General features: G+C 68.7%; 14 protein-coding genes. 9 read left to right on the top strand and 5 right to left on the bottom strand.

Going from position 1 to position 16160, the window contains the following annotated elements:
- The first annotated feature begins 28 nt into the window (after positions 1 to 28).
- Positions 29 to 331, top strand: coding sequence for a helix-turn-helix domain-containing protein (locus ABIA38_RS32810; RefSeq protein WP_424642540.1), 303 nt, complete (start codon positions 29 to 31; stop codon positions 329 to 331).
- Positions 332 to 482: 151 nt separating this feature from the next.
- Here ABIA38_RS32810 and ABIA38_RS32805 read toward each other — a convergent pair whose 3' ends face one another.
- The gene (locus ABIA38_RS32805) at positions 483 to 986 is read right to left on the bottom strand and encodes a hypothetical protein (protein WP_424642539.1); all 504 of its coding nucleotides are present in this window, start codon (positions 984 to 986) and stop codon (positions 483 to 485) included.
- A 922-nt stretch (positions 987 to 1908) separates the two neighbouring features.
- Between ABIA38_RS32805 and casA the strand changes: the two genes are divergently transcribed.
- From casA to ABIA38_RS32775, 6 genes are all read left to right on the top strand, one after another.
- Positions 1909 to 3612 carry a type I-E CRISPR-associated protein Cse1/CasA gene (gene casA / locus ABIA38_RS32800; RefSeq protein WP_424642538.1) on the top strand — a complete coding sequence of 568 codons (1704 nt, stop codon included), beginning with the start codon at positions 1909 to 1911 and terminating at the stop codon, positions 3610 to 3612.
- Positions 3609 to 4808 (top strand): type I-E CRISPR-associated protein Cse2/CasB, encoded by a 1200-nt coding sequence (gene casB, locus ABIA38_RS32795; RefSeq protein ID WP_424642537.1) that lies wholly within the window; start codon positions 3609 to 3611, stop codon positions 4806 to 4808. The genes casA and casB overlap by 4 nt, the downstream gene beginning before the upstream one ends.
- A gap of 41 nt (positions 4809 to 4849) precedes the next feature.
- Positions 4850 to 5986, top strand: coding sequence for a type I-E CRISPR-associated protein Cas7/Cse4/CasC (gene cas7e, locus ABIA38_RS32790; RefSeq protein ID WP_424642536.1), 1137 nt, complete (start codon positions 4850 to 4852; stop codon positions 5984 to 5986).
- Complete coding sequence (gene cas5e, locus ABIA38_RS32785) at positions 5983 to 6768, top strand: type I-E CRISPR-associated protein Cas5/CasD (protein ID WP_424642535.1); 786 nt, start codon at positions 5983 to 5985, stop codon at positions 6766 to 6768. The genes cas7e and cas5e overlap by 4 nt, the downstream gene beginning before the upstream one ends.
- Positions 6769 to 6773: 5 nt before the next feature.
- A complete protein-coding gene (cas6e, locus tag ABIA38_RS32780) occupies positions 6774 to 7547 on the top strand; it encodes a type I-E CRISPR-associated protein Cas6/Cse3/CasE (RefSeq protein ID WP_424642605.1) in 774 nt (257 codons plus the stop codon).
- 75 nt (positions 7548 to 7622) lie between these two features.
- Positions 7623 to 8993, top strand: coding sequence for a serine/threonine-protein kinase (locus ABIA38_RS32775; RefSeq protein ID WP_424642534.1), 1371 nt, complete (start codon positions 7623 to 7625; stop codon positions 8991 to 8993).
- A 732-nt stretch (positions 8994 to 9725) separates the two neighbouring features.
- Here the strand turns inward: ABIA38_RS32775 and ABIA38_RS32770 are convergent.
- Positions 9726 to 10979 (bottom strand): serine hydrolase domain-containing protein, encoded by a 1254-nt coding sequence (locus ABIA38_RS32770; RefSeq protein WP_424642533.1) that lies wholly within the window; start codon positions 10977 to 10979, stop codon positions 9726 to 9728.
- Between the two features lie 782 nt (positions 10980 to 11761).
- Positions 11762 to 12115, bottom strand: a complete 354-nt coding sequence (locus tag ABIA38_RS32765) for a MerR family transcriptional regulator (RefSeq protein WP_424642604.1) — start codon at positions 12113 to 12115, stop codon at positions 11762 to 11764.
- A gap of 84 nt (positions 12116 to 12199) precedes the next feature.
- Between ABIA38_RS32765 and ABIA38_RS32760 the strand changes: the two genes are divergently transcribed.
- Both ABIA38_RS32760 and ABIA38_RS32755 read left to right on the top strand, forming a co-directional pair.
- Entirely contained in the window at positions 12200 to 13486 is a 1287-nt protein-coding gene (locus ABIA38_RS32760) for an MFS transporter (RefSeq protein WP_424642532.1), read from the top strand.
- Entirely contained in the window at positions 13483 to 14352 is an 870-nt protein-coding gene (locus tag ABIA38_RS32755; protein WP_424642531.1) for an alpha/beta fold hydrolase, read from the top strand. Before ABIA38_RS32760 ends, ABIA38_RS32755 begins: the two co-directional genes overlap by 4 nt.
- A 163-nt stretch (positions 14353 to 14515) precedes the next feature.
- Here the strand turns inward: ABIA38_RS32755 and ABIA38_RS32750 are convergent, their stop codons facing one another.
- Both ABIA38_RS32750 and ABIA38_RS32745 read right to left on the bottom strand, forming a co-directional pair.
- Positions 14516 to 14887, bottom strand: coding sequence for an OsmC family protein (locus tag ABIA38_RS32750; protein WP_424642530.1), 372 nt, complete (start codon positions 14885 to 14887; stop codon positions 14516 to 14518).
- A gap of 6 nt (positions 14888 to 14893) precedes the next feature.
- Positions 14894 to 15817: a cytochrome P450 gene (locus ABIA38_RS32745; protein ID WP_424642529.1), complete on the bottom strand. Its 924-nt coding sequence runs from the start codon at positions 15815 to 15817 to the stop codon at positions 14894 to 14896.
- Positions 15818 to 16160: the final 343 nt, after the last annotated feature.

The following is a 16160-nucleotide window of genomic DNA, read 5'->3' as shown; positions in this document are numbered from 1 at the left end:
ATACTATCCCGGTACTAGAATCGGCGTCATGGTCAGGTTGCCGCTCACTCCCGAAGAGGTCGAGCGCGGACAGCGCCTCGGCGCCATCCTGCGTCGCGCCAGGGGAGGGCGCTCGATGCTCGCGACTGCGCTCGACGCACGCGTCTCACCGGAGACCCTCCGAAAGATCGAGTCGGGCCGCGTGGCCACCCCCGCCTTCCCGACCATCGCTGCGATCGCCGACGTCCTCGGCCTCTCCCTCGACGCCGTATGGGCCGAGATCAACCAGCCCGAACACGCCGCCAAACCAACCACCTCCACCCGCAACCCCCGCACACGGCTGGCCTCGTAGGCCCCGACCCCGACAACGGCACCGCAGTGCCGTAGGTGTGGCAACGTACGAGGAGCCACGAGTCGCCGACTTCCAGTGGCGTACGGGAGGCAATTCGCCATTCCCGGCTACGGTCGTCGGCGCGCGCCGCACGCTCGTTCGCCATTTCAGGTCACTTGCCTGACGAACTGCCCGGCAGTCTCGTCGGCAGTTCTCGCCAGTCCCCTACTGCGGCCTGCATGAGCTGCGCGATGCGCTCCTTGCCCTCGACTTTGAATACGTCCCGCAAACACGCGCATTCGGCAAGGTTCTGATTGCCGACAAGGCATATGTAGATACCCGCGATCTGCAGGCCACGTGCGGCAGCTGAGAGCGGGGCATCGACAGGCAGGGGGATTGTCCGGGCCAGTTCCTGAGCGAAGGTCCGCTCGATCCGCGACCGTCCCAGGAAGCCGAGCACAACACCTGCGGACTGCGCGACCACATCGTGCAGGTGTTCCTTGCCATTGAGAATGTCCCGGGCCAGCTGGGCGAGGTCGTCACAACCCCTCCCGCGGTACTCCTTCACGAGCGCCCTCCACGTCTCATCCGAGACGTACATTGCCGCTCGATCTGCGATGGCAGCGGTGCCCCCACCATCCAGCGCATCTGCGCAGAAGCGTGCCAAGGCATCCATCTCCCGGCGCTCCTGCTGCGCGGCAGAGGGGGCCCTCGGCGGTCGGCCACCACCACCGGTCGCCCAGACAGCGGCCGGGCGAGGCGCTCGATACGGCGCAGGGGATTTCTTCGCCGAACGCTTCGCGGGAGCTGTCACGCCTATTCCCGACCGTCCCCGATGATGATGGCAGCGTATGTCTGGACCGGTCACTCGGTTCTTACAGGGCATCCTTTTCTTCGTCTGCGCACCGCATCTGTAGACCATGGCCGGAGTATGGCAATGCCTGCCAAGTGCGAACAAGCATGCCTATTCGGCCAATCCACAACGAAATTGCGCCGAGGGTGACCCACAAGGTCGCCTGCGAAATTGCCCCTGACCTGAGGACTCCCTGATCCAAGTGCGATCAGAACTGCAACCACAACGACGTCGGCCCCAACCACGAGAATGATCGGAGCCGACGTTTTGCCTGTTCAGGCCAGCGGAGGAAACGGGATTCGAACTCGTCGTGAGGGGGCGAACCCAGCACGCTTTCCAAGTCGCCGCCCGAGGGTTCGGGGCGACTCGTCAGCGCCCTGACCTGCCGCGAAACTCCGGTCCTCTCGGCGCCCGGACTTCGGTGAACGAAGGTGAATGAGACCAGAACTGAGACCAGCCGACGCTCAGGTGTCCAGGACGACGGCCACGGGCAGCCCGGCCACCGCCGGTGCGGAGGCCAAGACCAGGACCACCACGATGATGACCGTCACTGCACTGTGGCCGGCGGGGTGCGGAGGCAGTCGGTGCGGGTGCTTCCTGCGATGGCGGGGCCGAGGCGGTGCCCGGGTGCGGCGTCAAAGACGGCCAGGAGCCATCCCCGCGGGAGAACAGGACGTACCACATGCCTGTGGCCGAATCCCTGACTTTACTCGAACTTCCTGAAGGACAGGTGGAGTTCGGCGGAATGCGGATACGTTTCCCATGGTGCACTCGGCTCAAAGACGGCCAGTTGAACGGATTCCGCATGCCGCGTTTTGATCTCGCTGACGATCCCTGGGTGCCGCTGTGGTCCACCGACGGGGCCCGCTCCCGCGAATGCTCGGTGCGGGAGGCACTGACCCGGGCGCAGGACTTCGGCGGTCTGGACACGGACATCCCCACCCAGGTCCCCGCGATCCTGCGGCAGGTCCTGCTGCCGGTGGTTGCGGCCGCGCTCGGACGTCCGGCGGACGGGCAGGACTGGCTCCGGCGCTTCGGGCAGGGCCGGTTCTCCGAGGCCGAATGTGCGCGCTTGGGCGCCTATCTGGACGAACACCGCGACTCCTTCGACCTGTTCAGTCAGGACAGGCCGTTCGCCCAGGTCGCGGGGCTGCGGACGGGCAAGGGCGACACCAAAAGCGCGGTACTCATGGTCGCCACCGAGTCGAGCGGCAACAACGTCCCCCTATTCTCCAACCGTACGGAGGGGGACGTGCTCTCCCTGACCCCGGCGCAGGCGGCCCGCTGGCTGCTGCACACCCACTGCTGGGACACCGCCGCGATCAAAACGGGGGTCGTCGGGGACCCGCGGGTCAAAGCCGGGAAGACAATGGCGAACCCAACCGGGCCTTTGGGGCAGCTGGGTGTGGTCCTGCCAGTAGGGCGGACCCTATACGAAACACTCCTGCTCAACCTGCCCGTCGGCGCCGGCCCGGAGAGCGACGTACCACAGTGGCACCGCAGTGCCGGCCACGCCGGATTCGCCGGTTCCCCGCGCTGGCAGGTCCGCAGTGCGGCCGGTCTGCTCGACCTGTGGACGTGGCAGGCCCGTCGGGTCCGCCTGGTTCCGGTGCAGACTCCAGACGGGGTGCGGGTCGAACGCGTGATCGTCGCCGCCGGTGACCGGATGGCCGTGCTCCCCGACCTCGAGCCGCACACCACCTGGAACCTGGAACCGAAGAAGACCCCGCCGCAGCGGCCGCGGCGGCACCAGCCGGGGCAGAACGGCTGGCGGGGCATGAAGGCGCTGCTGGCTGGTACCGGCGGGGAACCGGACGGGGAGAAGACCGCGAGCAGCAGGCTCCTGGTGCAGTTGCGCGACCTGCGCACCCGGCTCCCGACGGGCTACCCGCTGCAGGTGCACCTGACCGGGATCACGTACGGCACCCAGTCGTCGGTGGTGGACAACATCTTCTGCGACACCATTCCGCTGCCGGTCGCCGCACTCGACCCGTCCACCGGGGCGTACCGGACGGTCCTGGGCGCAGCGGAGCGCGCCGACAACCTGGCCAAGGCGGTCAACACCCTGTCCGCCGATCTGCGGCGGGCCGCTGGCGGCGACCCCATCCCCTGGGACCGTGGACAGCGTCCGGGGGACCAGTTGCTGCATGCGCTCGACCTCCCGGTGCGCCGCCTGCTGTGCGGGGTCCAGCAGACCGGTGAGGACCAGGCGACGCTGACTCGGGGACTCCTGGCCTGGGAGCAGACCGCCTACCTCATCGCCCACCGGCTGGCGGACGCGTTGATTTCCCAGACTCCGGCCACCGCCTTCCTGGGACGGACCGCCGGCGGCCGCCGCTACCGGCAGGGCACCGCGGAGCGGGCGTTCCGGATCCGGGTCAACACGATCCTCAGCCTGGCGGCGGAGGTCCGCCGGGAGGCACGGAACGGGACGGGGGCGGGGTCATGACCGAAGGCAGCCCGAAGAGACTGCGGTACTGGGTCCGCCACGTGGACGGCGAAGGGAACTGGCGCGAACACCCCGTGACCGGGGTGCGGGCCGCGCCGCCCGGACAGGATCTCGCCCTGTTCCGTGCGGGACTGGCCCGCGAACCGGGGGCCGTGCACGGGATGTGGAATTTCATCTCCGCACCGGTGGACGACCGGCTGGCCCAGCGAGACCAGATGACGGTGCTGCAGCGCGCGGAGTTCCGGGCCCTGGCGCTGTACGGCATGCACCAGCAGTCCCAGACCTCCCCGATGCACCGGTCGGGTACGTCGATGGGCAGCGCCCTGCGGACCCTGCGGGCCGGCGACCGGTACCGCCGGGACCCGGACGAACCCCAAGGTCCGGACGTGCAGCCCAACAGCCTGGACGACCAGGTGGGGGCGGCCGTGGAGTCCACCACCGTCACGGCCTTCCGGACCCGGGTCGAAGGGCTGCTGACCCAACTGCAGGGGATCGGCGAACCCGTGGACTACGACGTGCTCTTGGACGACCTGGTGCGGTTCGAGTCCGCCGACGGCCGCGACCAGGTCCGCCGCCGCTGGGGCCTGGACTACCTCGGCTGGAAGCCCGACAGCGGTCAGCGCAAGCGGCCGCGGTACTGGATCCGCTACATGGCCGGCGACGACGCGTGGCGCAGGGATCCGGCGACCGGCCTGCCCAAGCCGCCCCCCGGAGAGGAACTTGCGCTGTGCCGCAGCGGGCCGGCCCGGGAACCGGGCACGGTCTTCCGCCTGTGGCGTTTCATCTCAACACCGGTGGACGACTGGTCGGCGCGGCGCGGGGAGATGACGGCGCTGCAGCGCGCGGAGTTCCGGGCCCTGGCGCTGTACGGCATGCACCAGCAGTCCCAGACCTCCTCCATGCACCGGCGAGGGGCATCGATGGGCAGCGCCTTGATGGCCCTGCGGGCCGGTGACCGCTACCGCACCAACCCCGAGAGCCTGGACGACCAGGTCAACGCGGCGGTCGGTTCCACCACGGTCACCGCCTTCCGGATCCGGCTCGAAGGACTGGTGACCCAGCTGCGCGGGATCGGCGAACCCGTGGACTACGACGGTCTCCTGTACGACCTCCTGCGGTTCGAGTCCGCCGACGGCCGCGACCGGGTCCGCCGCCGCTGGGGCCTGGACTACCTCGCCCGGAAAACCGGCGTCTGACCCGCACCCCGCCCTGTGTGACCCTGCGTTGGGAGACACCCATGACCGACGAGCGTTTGTACGTCGACGTGCACGTTCTGCAGACCGTGCCGCCGGCCAACCTCAACCGCGACGACAACGGCAACCCGAAAGAGAGCATGTACGGAGGAGTCCGGCGGTCCCGGGTGTCCTCCCAGGCGTGGAAGCGCGCCACCCGCAAACGCTTCGCCGGACGGACCCCCAAGGAGCAGCACGGCACCCGGACCAAGACGATTGCCGCCCGCCTGGCCGAACGGCTGCAGACCCGCGCCGGACTGGAGGCCGAGCCCGCTCAGCGCCTGGCCAACGCCCTGCTCGTCCCGCTGGGCATCAAGCCCGGGAAAAAGGCGGGCGACACCGCCTACCTGCTCTTTTTCGGCTACAACCAGCTCGACGCCATCATCGACAAGGTCGCCGGCCGGGCCGCAGACCTGACCCTGCTGCCGGACACCGAACTCACCGAGGCACTGAAGTCCGTCGACATCAAAGCCGAACTGGCCACCGGGCACCCGGTCGACGTCGCCCTGTTCGGCCGGATGGTCGCCGACATCGCCTCCCTCAACGTCGACGCCGCCGTCCAGGTGGCCCACGCCGTCTCCACCCACGCCGTCGACCCGGAGTTCGACTACTTCACCGCAGTCGATGACGAGAACACCGCCGACGAAACCGGCGCCGGCATGATCGGTCGCGTCGGTTTCAACGCCGCGACCCTCTACCGCTACGCCACGGTCAACGTCCCCCAGTTGGAGAAGAACCTTGGCGACCAGGACCAGGCGGTGGCGGCCGTCGCCGGGTTCATCGAAGACTTCGCCCGGTCGGTTCCTTCCGGCTACCAGAACTCCTTCGCCCACCAGACACTCCCGCACCTGGTCGCGGTCGTCGTCCGGGGCGACCAGCCCGTCAACCTGGTGACCGCGTTCGAGTACGCGGTCGCCTCCGAGGAGGGGCTGGCACAGACGTCGGCGCTGCGCCTGGCCCAGGAGTACAGCACATCGGTTGACGGGTGGGGCGATACGCCACTGCACACGGCGGTGTTCCACACCTTCGATGAGAAAAGCCCCGCCGCGCATGGCTTGGCCGAGGCGTTCACCACCTCCCCGACCTTCCCCGGCCTGCTGGCCGGCGTGACGTTCGCAGTGTGGCCGAAGGGCCCGCGATGACCGGCGCGACGCTGCTGCTGCGTCTGGCGGGCCCGCTGCAGTCGTGGGGCGATCGGAGTTCGTTCAACCGACGGGAGACCGGTGCCCGGCCGACGAAGTCGGGCGTATTGGGCCTGCTGGCCGCCGCTTGCGGCCGCGAGCGCGAGGCGGACCTGAGCGATCTGGGGGACCTGTCGCTGGGTGTCCGCGTCGACCAGCCTGGCAGCCTGCTGCGGGACTACCACACGGTCAGCGACTTTCGGGGGAGGGCGCTGCTGCAGAGCGGGGTGTCGGCCAAAGGGACCCAGAAACCCACATCGCCGGTCAAGCGCACTCATGTCACCGAGCGTTTCTACCTCCAGGACGCAGTGTTCCTTGCTGCTGTTCACGGTCCGCGGGAGCTGATGGAAACGCTGGAGACAGCCGTACGCCGTCCCGCCTTTCCGCTCGCGCTGGGCCGCCGGGCGTGTGTCCCGGCACAGCCGCTCTGCCTGGGGCTGCGGGCCGCCGGACTGGAAGAAGCCCTGCACAGCGAACCCTGGCAGGTGTCCGGGTCCGTGCTGACGGCGTACGGGAAACGGCGGGACCGGATGGAATACATCAGTCTGGCCGTCACCGTGGACGACGTGGCCGGGGACGACGTGCTGCACGACGTTCCGGTGTCGTTCGATCCGTTGCGGCGGACATTCCGGACTCGGCGGGTGCGGCACGGCTGGATCAGTGTCCCCACGGGATTCTACGAACCCGACGACCGGCCGTCAGGCCTCCATACACACGATCCGTTCGCACTGTTGGGCTGGTGACGTCGATGACTTATCTCTCCCGGATCCGGATCAACCCGCTCCGTGCCGAAGGCCGGAAGATCGTGTCCAGTCCGCGGGTGGCACGGGCGGTAGTCCTGGGCGCGGTCCCCGCGGACCAGATGGGCGGGCGGGTGCTGTGGCGGCTGGACGCGGACAACCCCCGCCGGCCGTTCCTGCTGGCCCTGACCCCGTCCCGGCCGGACTGGAGCCATGCGGTGGAGACCGCCGGCTGGCCGCAGGCCGACGGGGACCACGCCGTCGTCCGCGCCTACGCGCCACTGCTGGAGCGACTGACAGTCGGCCGCGAATTCGCCTTCCGCACGACCGTCAACCCCGTACAGAACACGTGCAACCCGGTCACCTGGTCCACGGTCCAGACAGCGAAGAGGCAAGCCCAGCCGGACCGGACCAGGGAGCGGTCCTTCCGGATCGGACATCGCACGGCCGGAGCACAGGTCGGCTGGTTCATCAAAAGGACCGACGGATGGGGCTTCGACGTACCACTCAGCGGCGCGGCCGACGTGGTCCTGGAAGAAGGCGCGCAACCGGAGGCCGACGACCTTCCTCGGGACCTGCGGGTGCTGGCACGGTCCCGGGAGTCGTTCAGAAAGGAAGGAGCCGGCCGGCCGGTGGTGCTGACGACGGCGACCATCGAAGGCCGGATGGTGGTCACCGACACAGAGCTGCTGGAGCGGGCCCTGCTGTCGGGGATCGGGCCGGCGAAGGCCTACGGATGCGGTCTGCTGACCTTGGCGCCGTTGCCGACGGTGCGGGGATGACCGACGGAGGAAACCGCCGGCCAGGACACCCTGCACCAACTATGGACTGGATGAGTTCAAACACAAGGGGGCGTTGTGAACGGCGACGGAATTGCCCGACCGTCGGCTGCGGCTGATGCCGCGCGCGTGTTCGGAGGACGATTCGAACTCACGGGGAAACTCCTCGGCCGCGGCGGATTCGCCGACGTCCACGAGGCGACCGACCTCCAGTCCAGGCGCCCGGCCGCAGTCAAGATCCATCGGCAGGCCGACGAGATCGACGACGTGGCGATGCGACGGTTCGACCGTGAGCTGCGGATTCTCACGCGTCTGTCCCACCCCAACATCATCCAGGTGTTGGCCTACGGCCAAACGACCGAAAGCAATGAGATCTGGTACGCCATGCCCTTGGCGCACGGAAACCTCACCCAGGCCGTCGGTGACCTCCAAGGAGATCCAACCACTGTCACCGATGTGATGCGTCAGATTTGTGAGGCGCTCGCCTACGTCCACAAGGCAGGTGTCCTACATCGGGACCTGTCGTCGAACAATGTGCTGAAGACCGGGGACGGCCGGTGGGCCATCAGTGATTTCGGACTTGCCCGCGAACTGGAACGCAAGTCCGCTGCGCTCACGGCTTCCGGGAAAGGGTTCGGCACTCCGGCTTACGCTGCGCCGGAGCAGTGGGACAAAGCCAAAACGGCGGACCAACGCGCCGACATCTTCTCCCTGGGCAAGATGCTGCAGCACCTCCTGACCGGTGAATGGCCCCATTCGAGCGACGACCTGCCCGACAGCCCGTTCCGGCCGGCAATCCGGCGGGCCACCGGCCCGCTCAGCGAACGCTACACATCTGTTCAGGACTTCATGGCGGCCGTCGATTCCGCTCTGATCAGCCTGGCCCCCGATTGGCAGCCCGGGGACAACATCGCGAAGCTGCTCATCCAGCGGTTCGCGTCACCGTTCCCCGACCCCGCCGCCGTCGACGAACTCATCGCCTGGGCCCGAACCGTCCACGCCGACGACTTCCTCGACGTCACCCGGGTTATCACCGGCATGTCCGACAACTCGATGCGTCTGGTCTGGGATAAGGACCCCGCCGGCTTCCGGGAGATTTTCGAGGGGTACTGCGCTCACCTCGCCGGGGGGATGTTCGACCTCGACTACAGCGAGTCCCTCGTGGACGCGTGCCGCAAGGCGATCAATGTCTCTGGAGACCCGACGGTCCTGCGACACGCGGTGCGGATGCTGCCGGAGTTCGCCTATCGCCACAACCGGCGGCCACTCCGGGACCGGGTCACCCGCATCATCCGCAGCGTCTCCGACTCCGAATGCGCGATTGTCGCACTGGAAGCCTTGCGGGCGGCAGACAGCGGAGCTGTTGGCTGGTGTTTCGCGGCTTACGCGATCCGTACTCTGCATCCAACGCTGCGGGACGGGATCCGCGCCATCATTCAGGCCGGCTGAAGGAGCGCAGCGAGGAACTGCTTGCCGAGGCCAAGGACAGCATTGATCATTTCCGCTTCGCTTCCATTGACGACCCGCCAAACCGGCCCAGGCTGCATCTCCCGGCCGCAGATCGTGCATCGACATTCGGCGACACAAAGGAACACATGGCCCACGCTGGTGCTCGCAAACTGTGAAGACTCCGTCCTCCCAGGGCGCGATCGCCGGCACGGGGTCCCCGCGTCGTCTTGCGGGCGGGTGGTGATGCCGGCGGGCATGCCGATGTCGGTGACTCGCATTCGGCAAATATGTGGCTCTGCCGACCGACCGCGCCTGCTCTGCCAGCGCGCCGTCGACAAGATCAGCAGACTGCCCTGAACCCACCCGGACCAGCGGCTTCCCGCCACCTGATCGAGGCAACAGCAACCCTCAACGACGAAGGCCCCGACCGCAGAACGGTCGGGGCCTTCGTCTTGCCTGTTCAGGCTGGCGGAGGATAGAAGATTCGAACTCGTGAGGGGGTGAACCCAACACGCTTTCCAAGCGTGCGACCAAGGCTGGTTGACGTCATGTTTGTGTGGTTGCGGTCCGGGACACCGCCCTTGACCCTACGCGGCTGAGGCTTATGCAGTAACGATTCATCGCATTCCGTACGAACTGCGGTGGCAGCCTGTAGTACCCATGTGTCCGGTGCCGAGGCCACGGTTCGTGTGTAGACGAAGGCGCCGCCGTCGTGGGTCGGCTGGGTTGTGGCTACTTGCCGCAGAAGACCTGTTCCATCAGGGCTGTGTTGGCCTGGGATTGGGCGTCTTGTTCGGCGGCGGCGCCGAACGGGGTGTAGGAGACCGAGAGTTGCTTGTCGGTGTTGCCCCAGAGTTGGGTGCTGTAGCCGAAGATTCCGCCGTTGTGGCCCCACACCGTGGTGCAGGACAGGGGGAGTCTGGCCAGACCCATCCCGTAGCGCGCGCCGCCCGGTTGCGGGCCGATTGCGGTTGTCGTCTGCATCTCCCGCATCTCGGTGGGTCGGAGCAGGCGACCGTTCAGCAGCGCTCGGTTGAAGCGGAGCAGGTCGTCCGTGGTGGAGATCATCTCGCCGGCCGCGCCGCCCCAGGAGGGGTTGTGTTCGGTTACGTCCATCGCGTCGGGGCCCAGGTACCAGTAGGACTTGGCGTGGATGCCGGGGATGCGCGTGGAGGTGCCGGGGAACGAGGTGCGTTGCATGCCGAGTGGGCGCAGGATGCGGCGGTCGATTTCCTGGGCGTACGGGTGGCCGGTCACCTTTTCGATGAGCATGCCGGCGATGGTGTAGTTGGTGTTGGAGTAGGCCCATCCGGCGCCCGGCTCGAAGTACGGTGCGTGACCGGAGCCGGGTACCTTCGGGTCGCCGACGGCTGCGGTGACGAGTTGCTTCGGGGTGTACGTCCGGTTGAGGCCGCCCCGGGCGGCCCAGGTGCGGAAGACCGTGGGGTCGTCGAGGTCGGGGAAGATGCCGCCGGGTTCGTTGGTGGGGTCCCACAGGCCGGAGGTCTGGTTCAGCAACTGGCGTACGGTGATGGTCGAATCCTTGCCCTTGACCTTCGGCAGCAGGCCGGGGAGGTGGCGGGCCACCGGGTCGTTCAGACCGAGTCGGCCCTCACCGGCGAGCTGAAGCACGGTCGTTGCGACGAAGGTCTTGGTCACGCTGCCGATGCGGAAGCGGCCGTCCGCGTGTACGGGCGCGCCCGTCGCGCGATCGGACACTCCGGCGCCGCCGCGCCAGGTGCCGTTGGCGTCGTGTACGGCGGCGATGGCCGACACGGCCTTGGCGTCGGTCAGGCCGCCGAGTGCCTTTTGCCAGGCGGGGGCCTCCGGTCGAGGCCGGGAGGAGGCCGAAGCCGAAACGCTGTTCGCGTCATCGGCGCCGGCCACGACCTCGCCGGCGGCGGCCATCGGAACGGCGACGACGGCAAGGCACAACGAGGTCGCCACGGCGCAGGTCACATTGCGAGCCACGGTGCGGGTACGCACACGCGTCTCCCTTCAGGGGTTTCGGGGATTTCGGGGATATTCACGGGGTATGCCGACGGAGCCATCGACACGTCCATCGTCACCGCCGCCGGGCGGACCCCACATCCCTCGACATCCGTAGCGACAACTGGTCCGCTGGACCCACTTGGGCTTGGCTACCGATCAAACTCGCCCTAAAACAAAGCAACTTCGGGATGATTGCCGTTCGGGTCCATCCCTGCCACCTGCGCGGCTGCGCGGCTGCGCGGCCGTGGGGTTGCGTGGGCGTGCGGTTGCATGGGCGTGCGAGTCCTCTGGCGGGCGCCGTCATGACCGGGGCGTCTCACAGGCCCGGCGAACAGACGATGCGAACGGTGCCGAGAGGTCCGTCCATCCATCGGCCTGGTTCGGGCTATCGTGATTTAGGCCAGGTTCTTGCCGCAATCGGCTCTGCTGGATCACAGATCAGTAAGGCCGCCAGAAACGTGCAGGTCGGCGAGGGAACTCCCCACGCGGGTGGGGCTGAACCGTCCTACCTCACCAAGCTGGAGCTGCTGCGCTCCGAACTCCCCACGCGGGTGGGGCTGAACCGCCCACGCCGATCGAGCCGAGGTTCATCGCGGTGAACTCCCCACGCGGGTGGGGCTGAACCGAGCGTGATGTGAAACCACTCGTCGCCGACATGGAACTCCCCACGTGGGTGGGGCTGAACCGCGTTCGAACTGCTGGCGACGACGGGCACGATCGAGCTCCCCATGCCCGTGGGGGCCGCCCGCCACCAGCAACCCCCGCGCCCAGCCCACCTACACCCCCGCCCCCGTGATCACCTCATCCAGCAACGCCCGCGACGTCGCCAAGTCCTCGATCGCCGCGTCGATCCGGGCCCGCTCGTTGCGTAGCTGGGTTACCAGGTCGGAGCAGGTCGGGATCAGTCGCGGGCCGTCGTCCCGCACGCACGGCAGTACCTGGGCGATCACCGTCGTGGACAGGCCCGCGTTGAGCAGCGTGCGGATGCGGCGGACCGTGGCCACGTCGGCCTCGGCGTACTCGCGGTAGCCGCTCGGCAGCCGTGCCGGCGTCAGCAGTCCCTGGGCCTCGTAGTAGCGCAGCAGTCGCTCGCTGACGCCCGTCCGGCGGGCCATCTCGCCCATCCGCATCGTCATGTGCACCTCACCTCTCCCTCACCTCACGTCACCTCGCGCTTGACTCTGACACCAATGTCAGACATTACCGTCGCGACCATGAGCACGACGACGACCCCTACCTCCACCACCGCGGTCCCGCCGACCCGCCGCCGCTTGCCCGGGCGACGCAACCCCCACGCCGCGCTGGCCGTGCTCACCGCGTGTGTGTTCGTGGTCGGCACGGCCGAGTACGTGATGACCGGACTCGTCCCCGAACTAGCCGCCGATCTCGACCGACCCGTCTCCACCACCGGATCGCTCGTCGGCTGGTACGCGCTCACCGTCACCATCGCCGGCCCACTCGTCACCGTCGCCCTCCTCCGCCTGCCCCAACGCCGCGTCCTGATCGGCCTGTTGGTCGCATTCACGGCAGGCAACGCGGCAGCGGCACTCGCCACCGGCTACGACGCGCTGCTCGCCGCGCGGGTCGGCACGGCGCTGACGCACAGTACGACCTTCGCCGTCGCGTTGGTCGCCGCCGTCGGCGCCGCGCCCGTCGGGCAGCGCGGACGTGCGGTGGCAGCGGTCGCGTCGGGGTGGAACCTGGCCTCGGTGCTGGGCGCGCCGCTGGGTACCTGGATCGGTGATCGGTACGGCTGGCGCACCACCTTCTGGGCCATCGCCGCCTGCGGCCTGCTGGTCGCCGTCGCCGCGGCGGTACTGGTCCGCCCACCCCGACCACCTGCGCCGCCCGCGCCGCGTGCCGAGGTACGTGCGCTGCTGCGCCCGCGCGTCGGCCTGATTCTGGCCGCCACGGTGCTCGCCCAGGCCGGGCTGTTCACCGCCTATACCTTCATCGGCCCACTGCTCCGCGGCCCGGCCGGCTTCGGCGCCGCCGGCGTATCGGTGCTGCTCGCCGTATTCGGCGCGGGCGCGCTGCTCGGCAACGCCCTCGGCGGCCGATTCGCCGACCGAGGTCCCGCCCGCGCGCTGTGCGCCGCGATTCTCGCCCTCGCGGCGACGCTGGCCCTGTTCGCCGGCGCGATCCATACCCAACCGACCACCGTCGGCGCGATGTTCGTACTCGGCGCTGCCTCCGCCGTACTGATCCCGCTACTTCAAGAACGCGCCCTGGACGCCGCCCCCGGCGCGCCAACCCTGGTCACCGCCGTCAGCGCCTCGGCCTTCAACCTCGGCATCGCGAGCGGTGCGTCCATCGGCGGCCGGTCCCTCGACAGCGGCCTCGAACTGTCCGATCTGGCCTGGCTCGGAGCCCTCGTCACCCTCGCCGCACTGCTGCCGGCACTGGCCGCCGCCGCCCGATCCCGGTATCCGCAACACACACCCCAGCACACATCCCACGACACACCCATCACACACCCCGGTAACGGAGTACGACCATGATCACGACCACGACCCACCCCCTACCCGTATCTCCACTCGCCCGCATCGTCCGAGGCGGAGGCGGAGGCGGAGGCGAAGGCGGACGCACCCGACCCGGGCTGCTTCTCGCGCACGGCGCAGGCGGCGGCATTGCGCCCAACTTCGGCCCCGTTCTCGACGGCCTCGCCGAGCGGTACACCGTCGTCGGCCCCGACTACCCCGGCACCGGCGGCACGCCACGCGCGACCGAACCCCTCGACCCGGACATCCTCGCCGACCAGCTCGTGGCGACCGCCGTCGAGGAGGGCCTGGATACGTTCGCGATCGCGGCCTACTCGATGGGCGTACCGCTCGCGATCCGCGCGACCACCCGGCATCCGGATCGTGTCCGGGCCCTCGTCCTGACCGCCGGATTCGCCGCCCAGAACCCACGCCTGCGGCTCGCCGCCCGCGCCTGGCTCGGCCACTTGCAGGCCATGGACCAGGATCCCGACCGGATCGCCGCGTTCCTCGCCCTGATCGGCGTCAGCGCCCCCGTACTCGATGCCCTCGACCAGGCCGCACTCGACGCACTGCTCAACGACGCCGCCACCACGGTCCCACCCGGCACCGCAGACCACGTCGCACTCGCCGAACTCCTGGACGTACGCGCGGACTTGCCGGCGGTACGGGTGCCCACCCTCGTCATCTCGACCACGCTCGACCAACTGGCCACGCCGTACCACCACCACCAACTCGCCGATGGCATACCGGAATCCCGACTCACCACCCTCGAATCCGGCCACCTACCCTTCGTCGAACGCCCGAAGGAATGGCTCGCCGCGATGCGCACCTTCCTCGACGAGGTACACGACCAGGAACCTGCCGACCGATCGCACGGCGAATAGCACTGGGCAGTGCGGTTGTGGCGACGGCCGGCCCGGGTGGGTCCAATACCCGACCGGACCGAACGGACCGGACCGGACCGGCGTCGCCCGCAGGGCTACTTCGCCTCGCCCGGCGCCTCGCGCATCGACTTGCCCATCGCCTCGCGCATCGCCTCGCCTTCGCTCAGGCCGGCTCGAAGGTCAGTTGTTTGCTCAGGGTCGAGCGTACGGGCGAGCGTTCGATGCGCTCCAGGACCGCGTCCCGGTGGGTCTCGAGGGCTGGGTCGAGAAGGAGTTCGTACCGGAATCCGGTTGTCGATTCCCCGCGCTCCAGATGCACCCGCACGCTCACCTCGGCACCGTCGACACCCAGATCCGCCAGTGCCATTCGCGCGGAGATGGCCATACACGTGGCGAGCGATGCCTCCAGCAGCTCGTGCGGTCGCATCCCGGCCGAACCACCGACGCCGCCCTTGAGGGTGTCGGCGAGGCCCTCGTTCTCGTCGGTCCGGAACTTGACCTGCCAGGGCGTCGGAAGTGCCGTTGCCTCGATCATGTGTCGTTACCTCTCACTCGGTCGGGAAATGACCAGGTCAGGAGGGTAAGAGGATAAACGAGCAGCCCACATCGCGAGAAATGGCATCCGAATAGTGAAACAGTCGGCGGTCCGACAGTGCGGTCCGACGGTGCGGTCGGACCGCCACGGCACGCGGTACGGACGTGACGAGTACGCCGACGCCGACCTCGTACAGGAGGATCGCGCCGGCCACGGGTACCTCCTTGCCGTCACGGTTTGCTTTTGCCGCGTACCTCCGTGGATCCGTGGCTGTGGAGGCCTCCGTCGATGACGCGCGTGGTGGTGGATTCGATTCCGCGACGGTGAGCGTCGCCGAGCTTGGCGAGGCGGATTCGCCCTCGCTGTCGTACATCCCGCTGTAGTCGCCGGCCCGGCCTCGGCCTCATCCCGCGCTCTCCGCCCCGCGCTCTCCGCCCCGCGCCCACCGGCTCTTGGATCAGCCGCAATTCCGTCTGGCTCGCGATCGGCTCCCGGACCGAGACGCCACCTGCGCGGCGTCCGCTGGCTGCCGGAAGTGCCGGCGTTGGCCGACCGCCACCAGCGTCGCCAGCATCTTCGCGATCGCGAAGTTGTCGCCGATGCACTTGAACCGGGCCCGCCGAACGGCACGAACGAACCCATACCGTCCCGGCTCCCACCCACTCCCCGCCAACCACCGCTCCGGGGAGAACGCCTCCGGGCGTCGGCAGAAGCGCGGGTCGGTATGCAGCGCATGCCGGCTGTACGCCGTGTCCGTCCGCTTGGCAACATCACCCCGCCCAACTCCACTGCCGCCGTGGTGCGTTGAGTCACCAACTGCACCGAGTGCAGCCGCATCGCCTCGTACATCACCGCCCTCGTATAGGGCAGCTTCGCCAGATCCCCCAACGTCGGCGCGCTGCGGCCCAGTTCGCCGATCTCCGCCAACATCCGGTCCGCCGCGCCGCGCCGTGCCGGGACGCAGGGCCAAGCGGTACCACGCCCAGGCCGGCGTGGTCGGTACGTTGCCCGCCCCGCCGATCAACATCGCGATCACCTCGTCGCACACCAGGTCCTCGCTCGGCGGCTCACTCGTGTCCGGGTCGCGGGCCGCCAACAGGTAGGCCACCACGTCGCCTTCGCCCACCGGAGGACGCGCCCGGCACGCCGTCACCGCCTCGTCGACCACCGTACGCATCCGGGCCATCGCCTCGTCCCCGCGACATACATGCGGCAGCGGCAGCCGACCCACCACCTTCGGCAGCAGCGGACGTTCGACGGCGACCTCCTCGAT

The organism is Embleya sp. AB8 (assembly GCF_049739465.1).
In the GTDB taxonomy this organism is placed as follows: domain Bacteria; phylum Actinomycetota; class Actinomycetes; order Streptomycetales; family Streptomycetaceae; genus Embleya.
The sequence above is the reverse complement of the archived record's forward strand: the minus strand, read 5'-3'. Positions and strand labels throughout refer to the sequence as shown.

What these genes read in the sequence shown, in the direction of transcription:
- ABIA38_RS32810 (WP_424642540.1), top strand. Translation starts at nt 29, where the DNA reads ATGGTCAGGTTGCCGCTCACTCCCGAAGAGGTCGAGCGCGGACAGCGC.
- ABIA38_RS32805 (WP_424642539.1), bottom strand. Translation starts at nt 986, where the DNA reads ATGGATGCCTTGGCACGCTTCTGCGCAGATGCGCTGGATGGTGGGGGC.
- casA (WP_424642538.1), top strand. Translation starts at nt 1,909, where the DNA reads ATGCGGATACGTTTCCCATGGTGCACTCGGCTCAAAGACGGCCAGTTG.
- casB (WP_424642537.1), top strand. Translation starts at nt 3,609, where the DNA reads ATGACCGAAGGCAGCCCGAAGAGACTGCGGTACTGGGTCCGCCACGTG.
- cas7e (WP_424642536.1), top strand. Translation starts at nt 4,850, where the DNA reads ATGACCGACGAGCGTTTGTACGTCGACGTGCACGTTCTGCAGACCGTG.
- cas5e (WP_424642535.1), top strand. Translation starts at nt 5,983, where the DNA reads ATGACCGGCGCGACGCTGCTGCTGCGTCTGGCGGGCCCGCTGCAGTCG.
- cas6e (WP_424642605.1), top strand. Translation starts at nt 6,774, where the DNA reads ATGACTTATCTCTCCCGGATCCGGATCAACCCGCTCCGTGCCGAAGGC.
- ABIA38_RS32765 (WP_424642604.1), bottom strand. Translation starts at nt 12,115, where the DNA reads ATGCGGATGGGCGAGATGGCCCGCCGGACGGGCGTCAGCGAGCGACTG.
- ABIA38_RS32760 (WP_424642532.1), top strand. Translation starts at nt 12,200, where the DNA reads ATGAGCACGACGACGACCCCTACCTCCACCACCGCGGTCCCGCCGACC.
- ABIA38_RS32755 (WP_424642531.1), top strand. Translation starts at nt 13,483, where the DNA reads ATGATCACGACCACGACCCACCCCCTACCCGTATCTCCACTCGCCCGC.
- ABIA38_RS32750 (WP_424642530.1), bottom strand. Translation starts at nt 14,887, where the DNA reads ATGATCGAGGCAACGGCACTTCCGACGCCCTGGCAGGTCAAGTTCCGG.
- ABIA38_RS32745 (WP_424642529.1), bottom strand. Translation starts at nt 15,817, where the DNA reads ATGTTGGCGGAGATCGGCGAACTGGGCCGCAGCGCGCCGACGTTGGGG.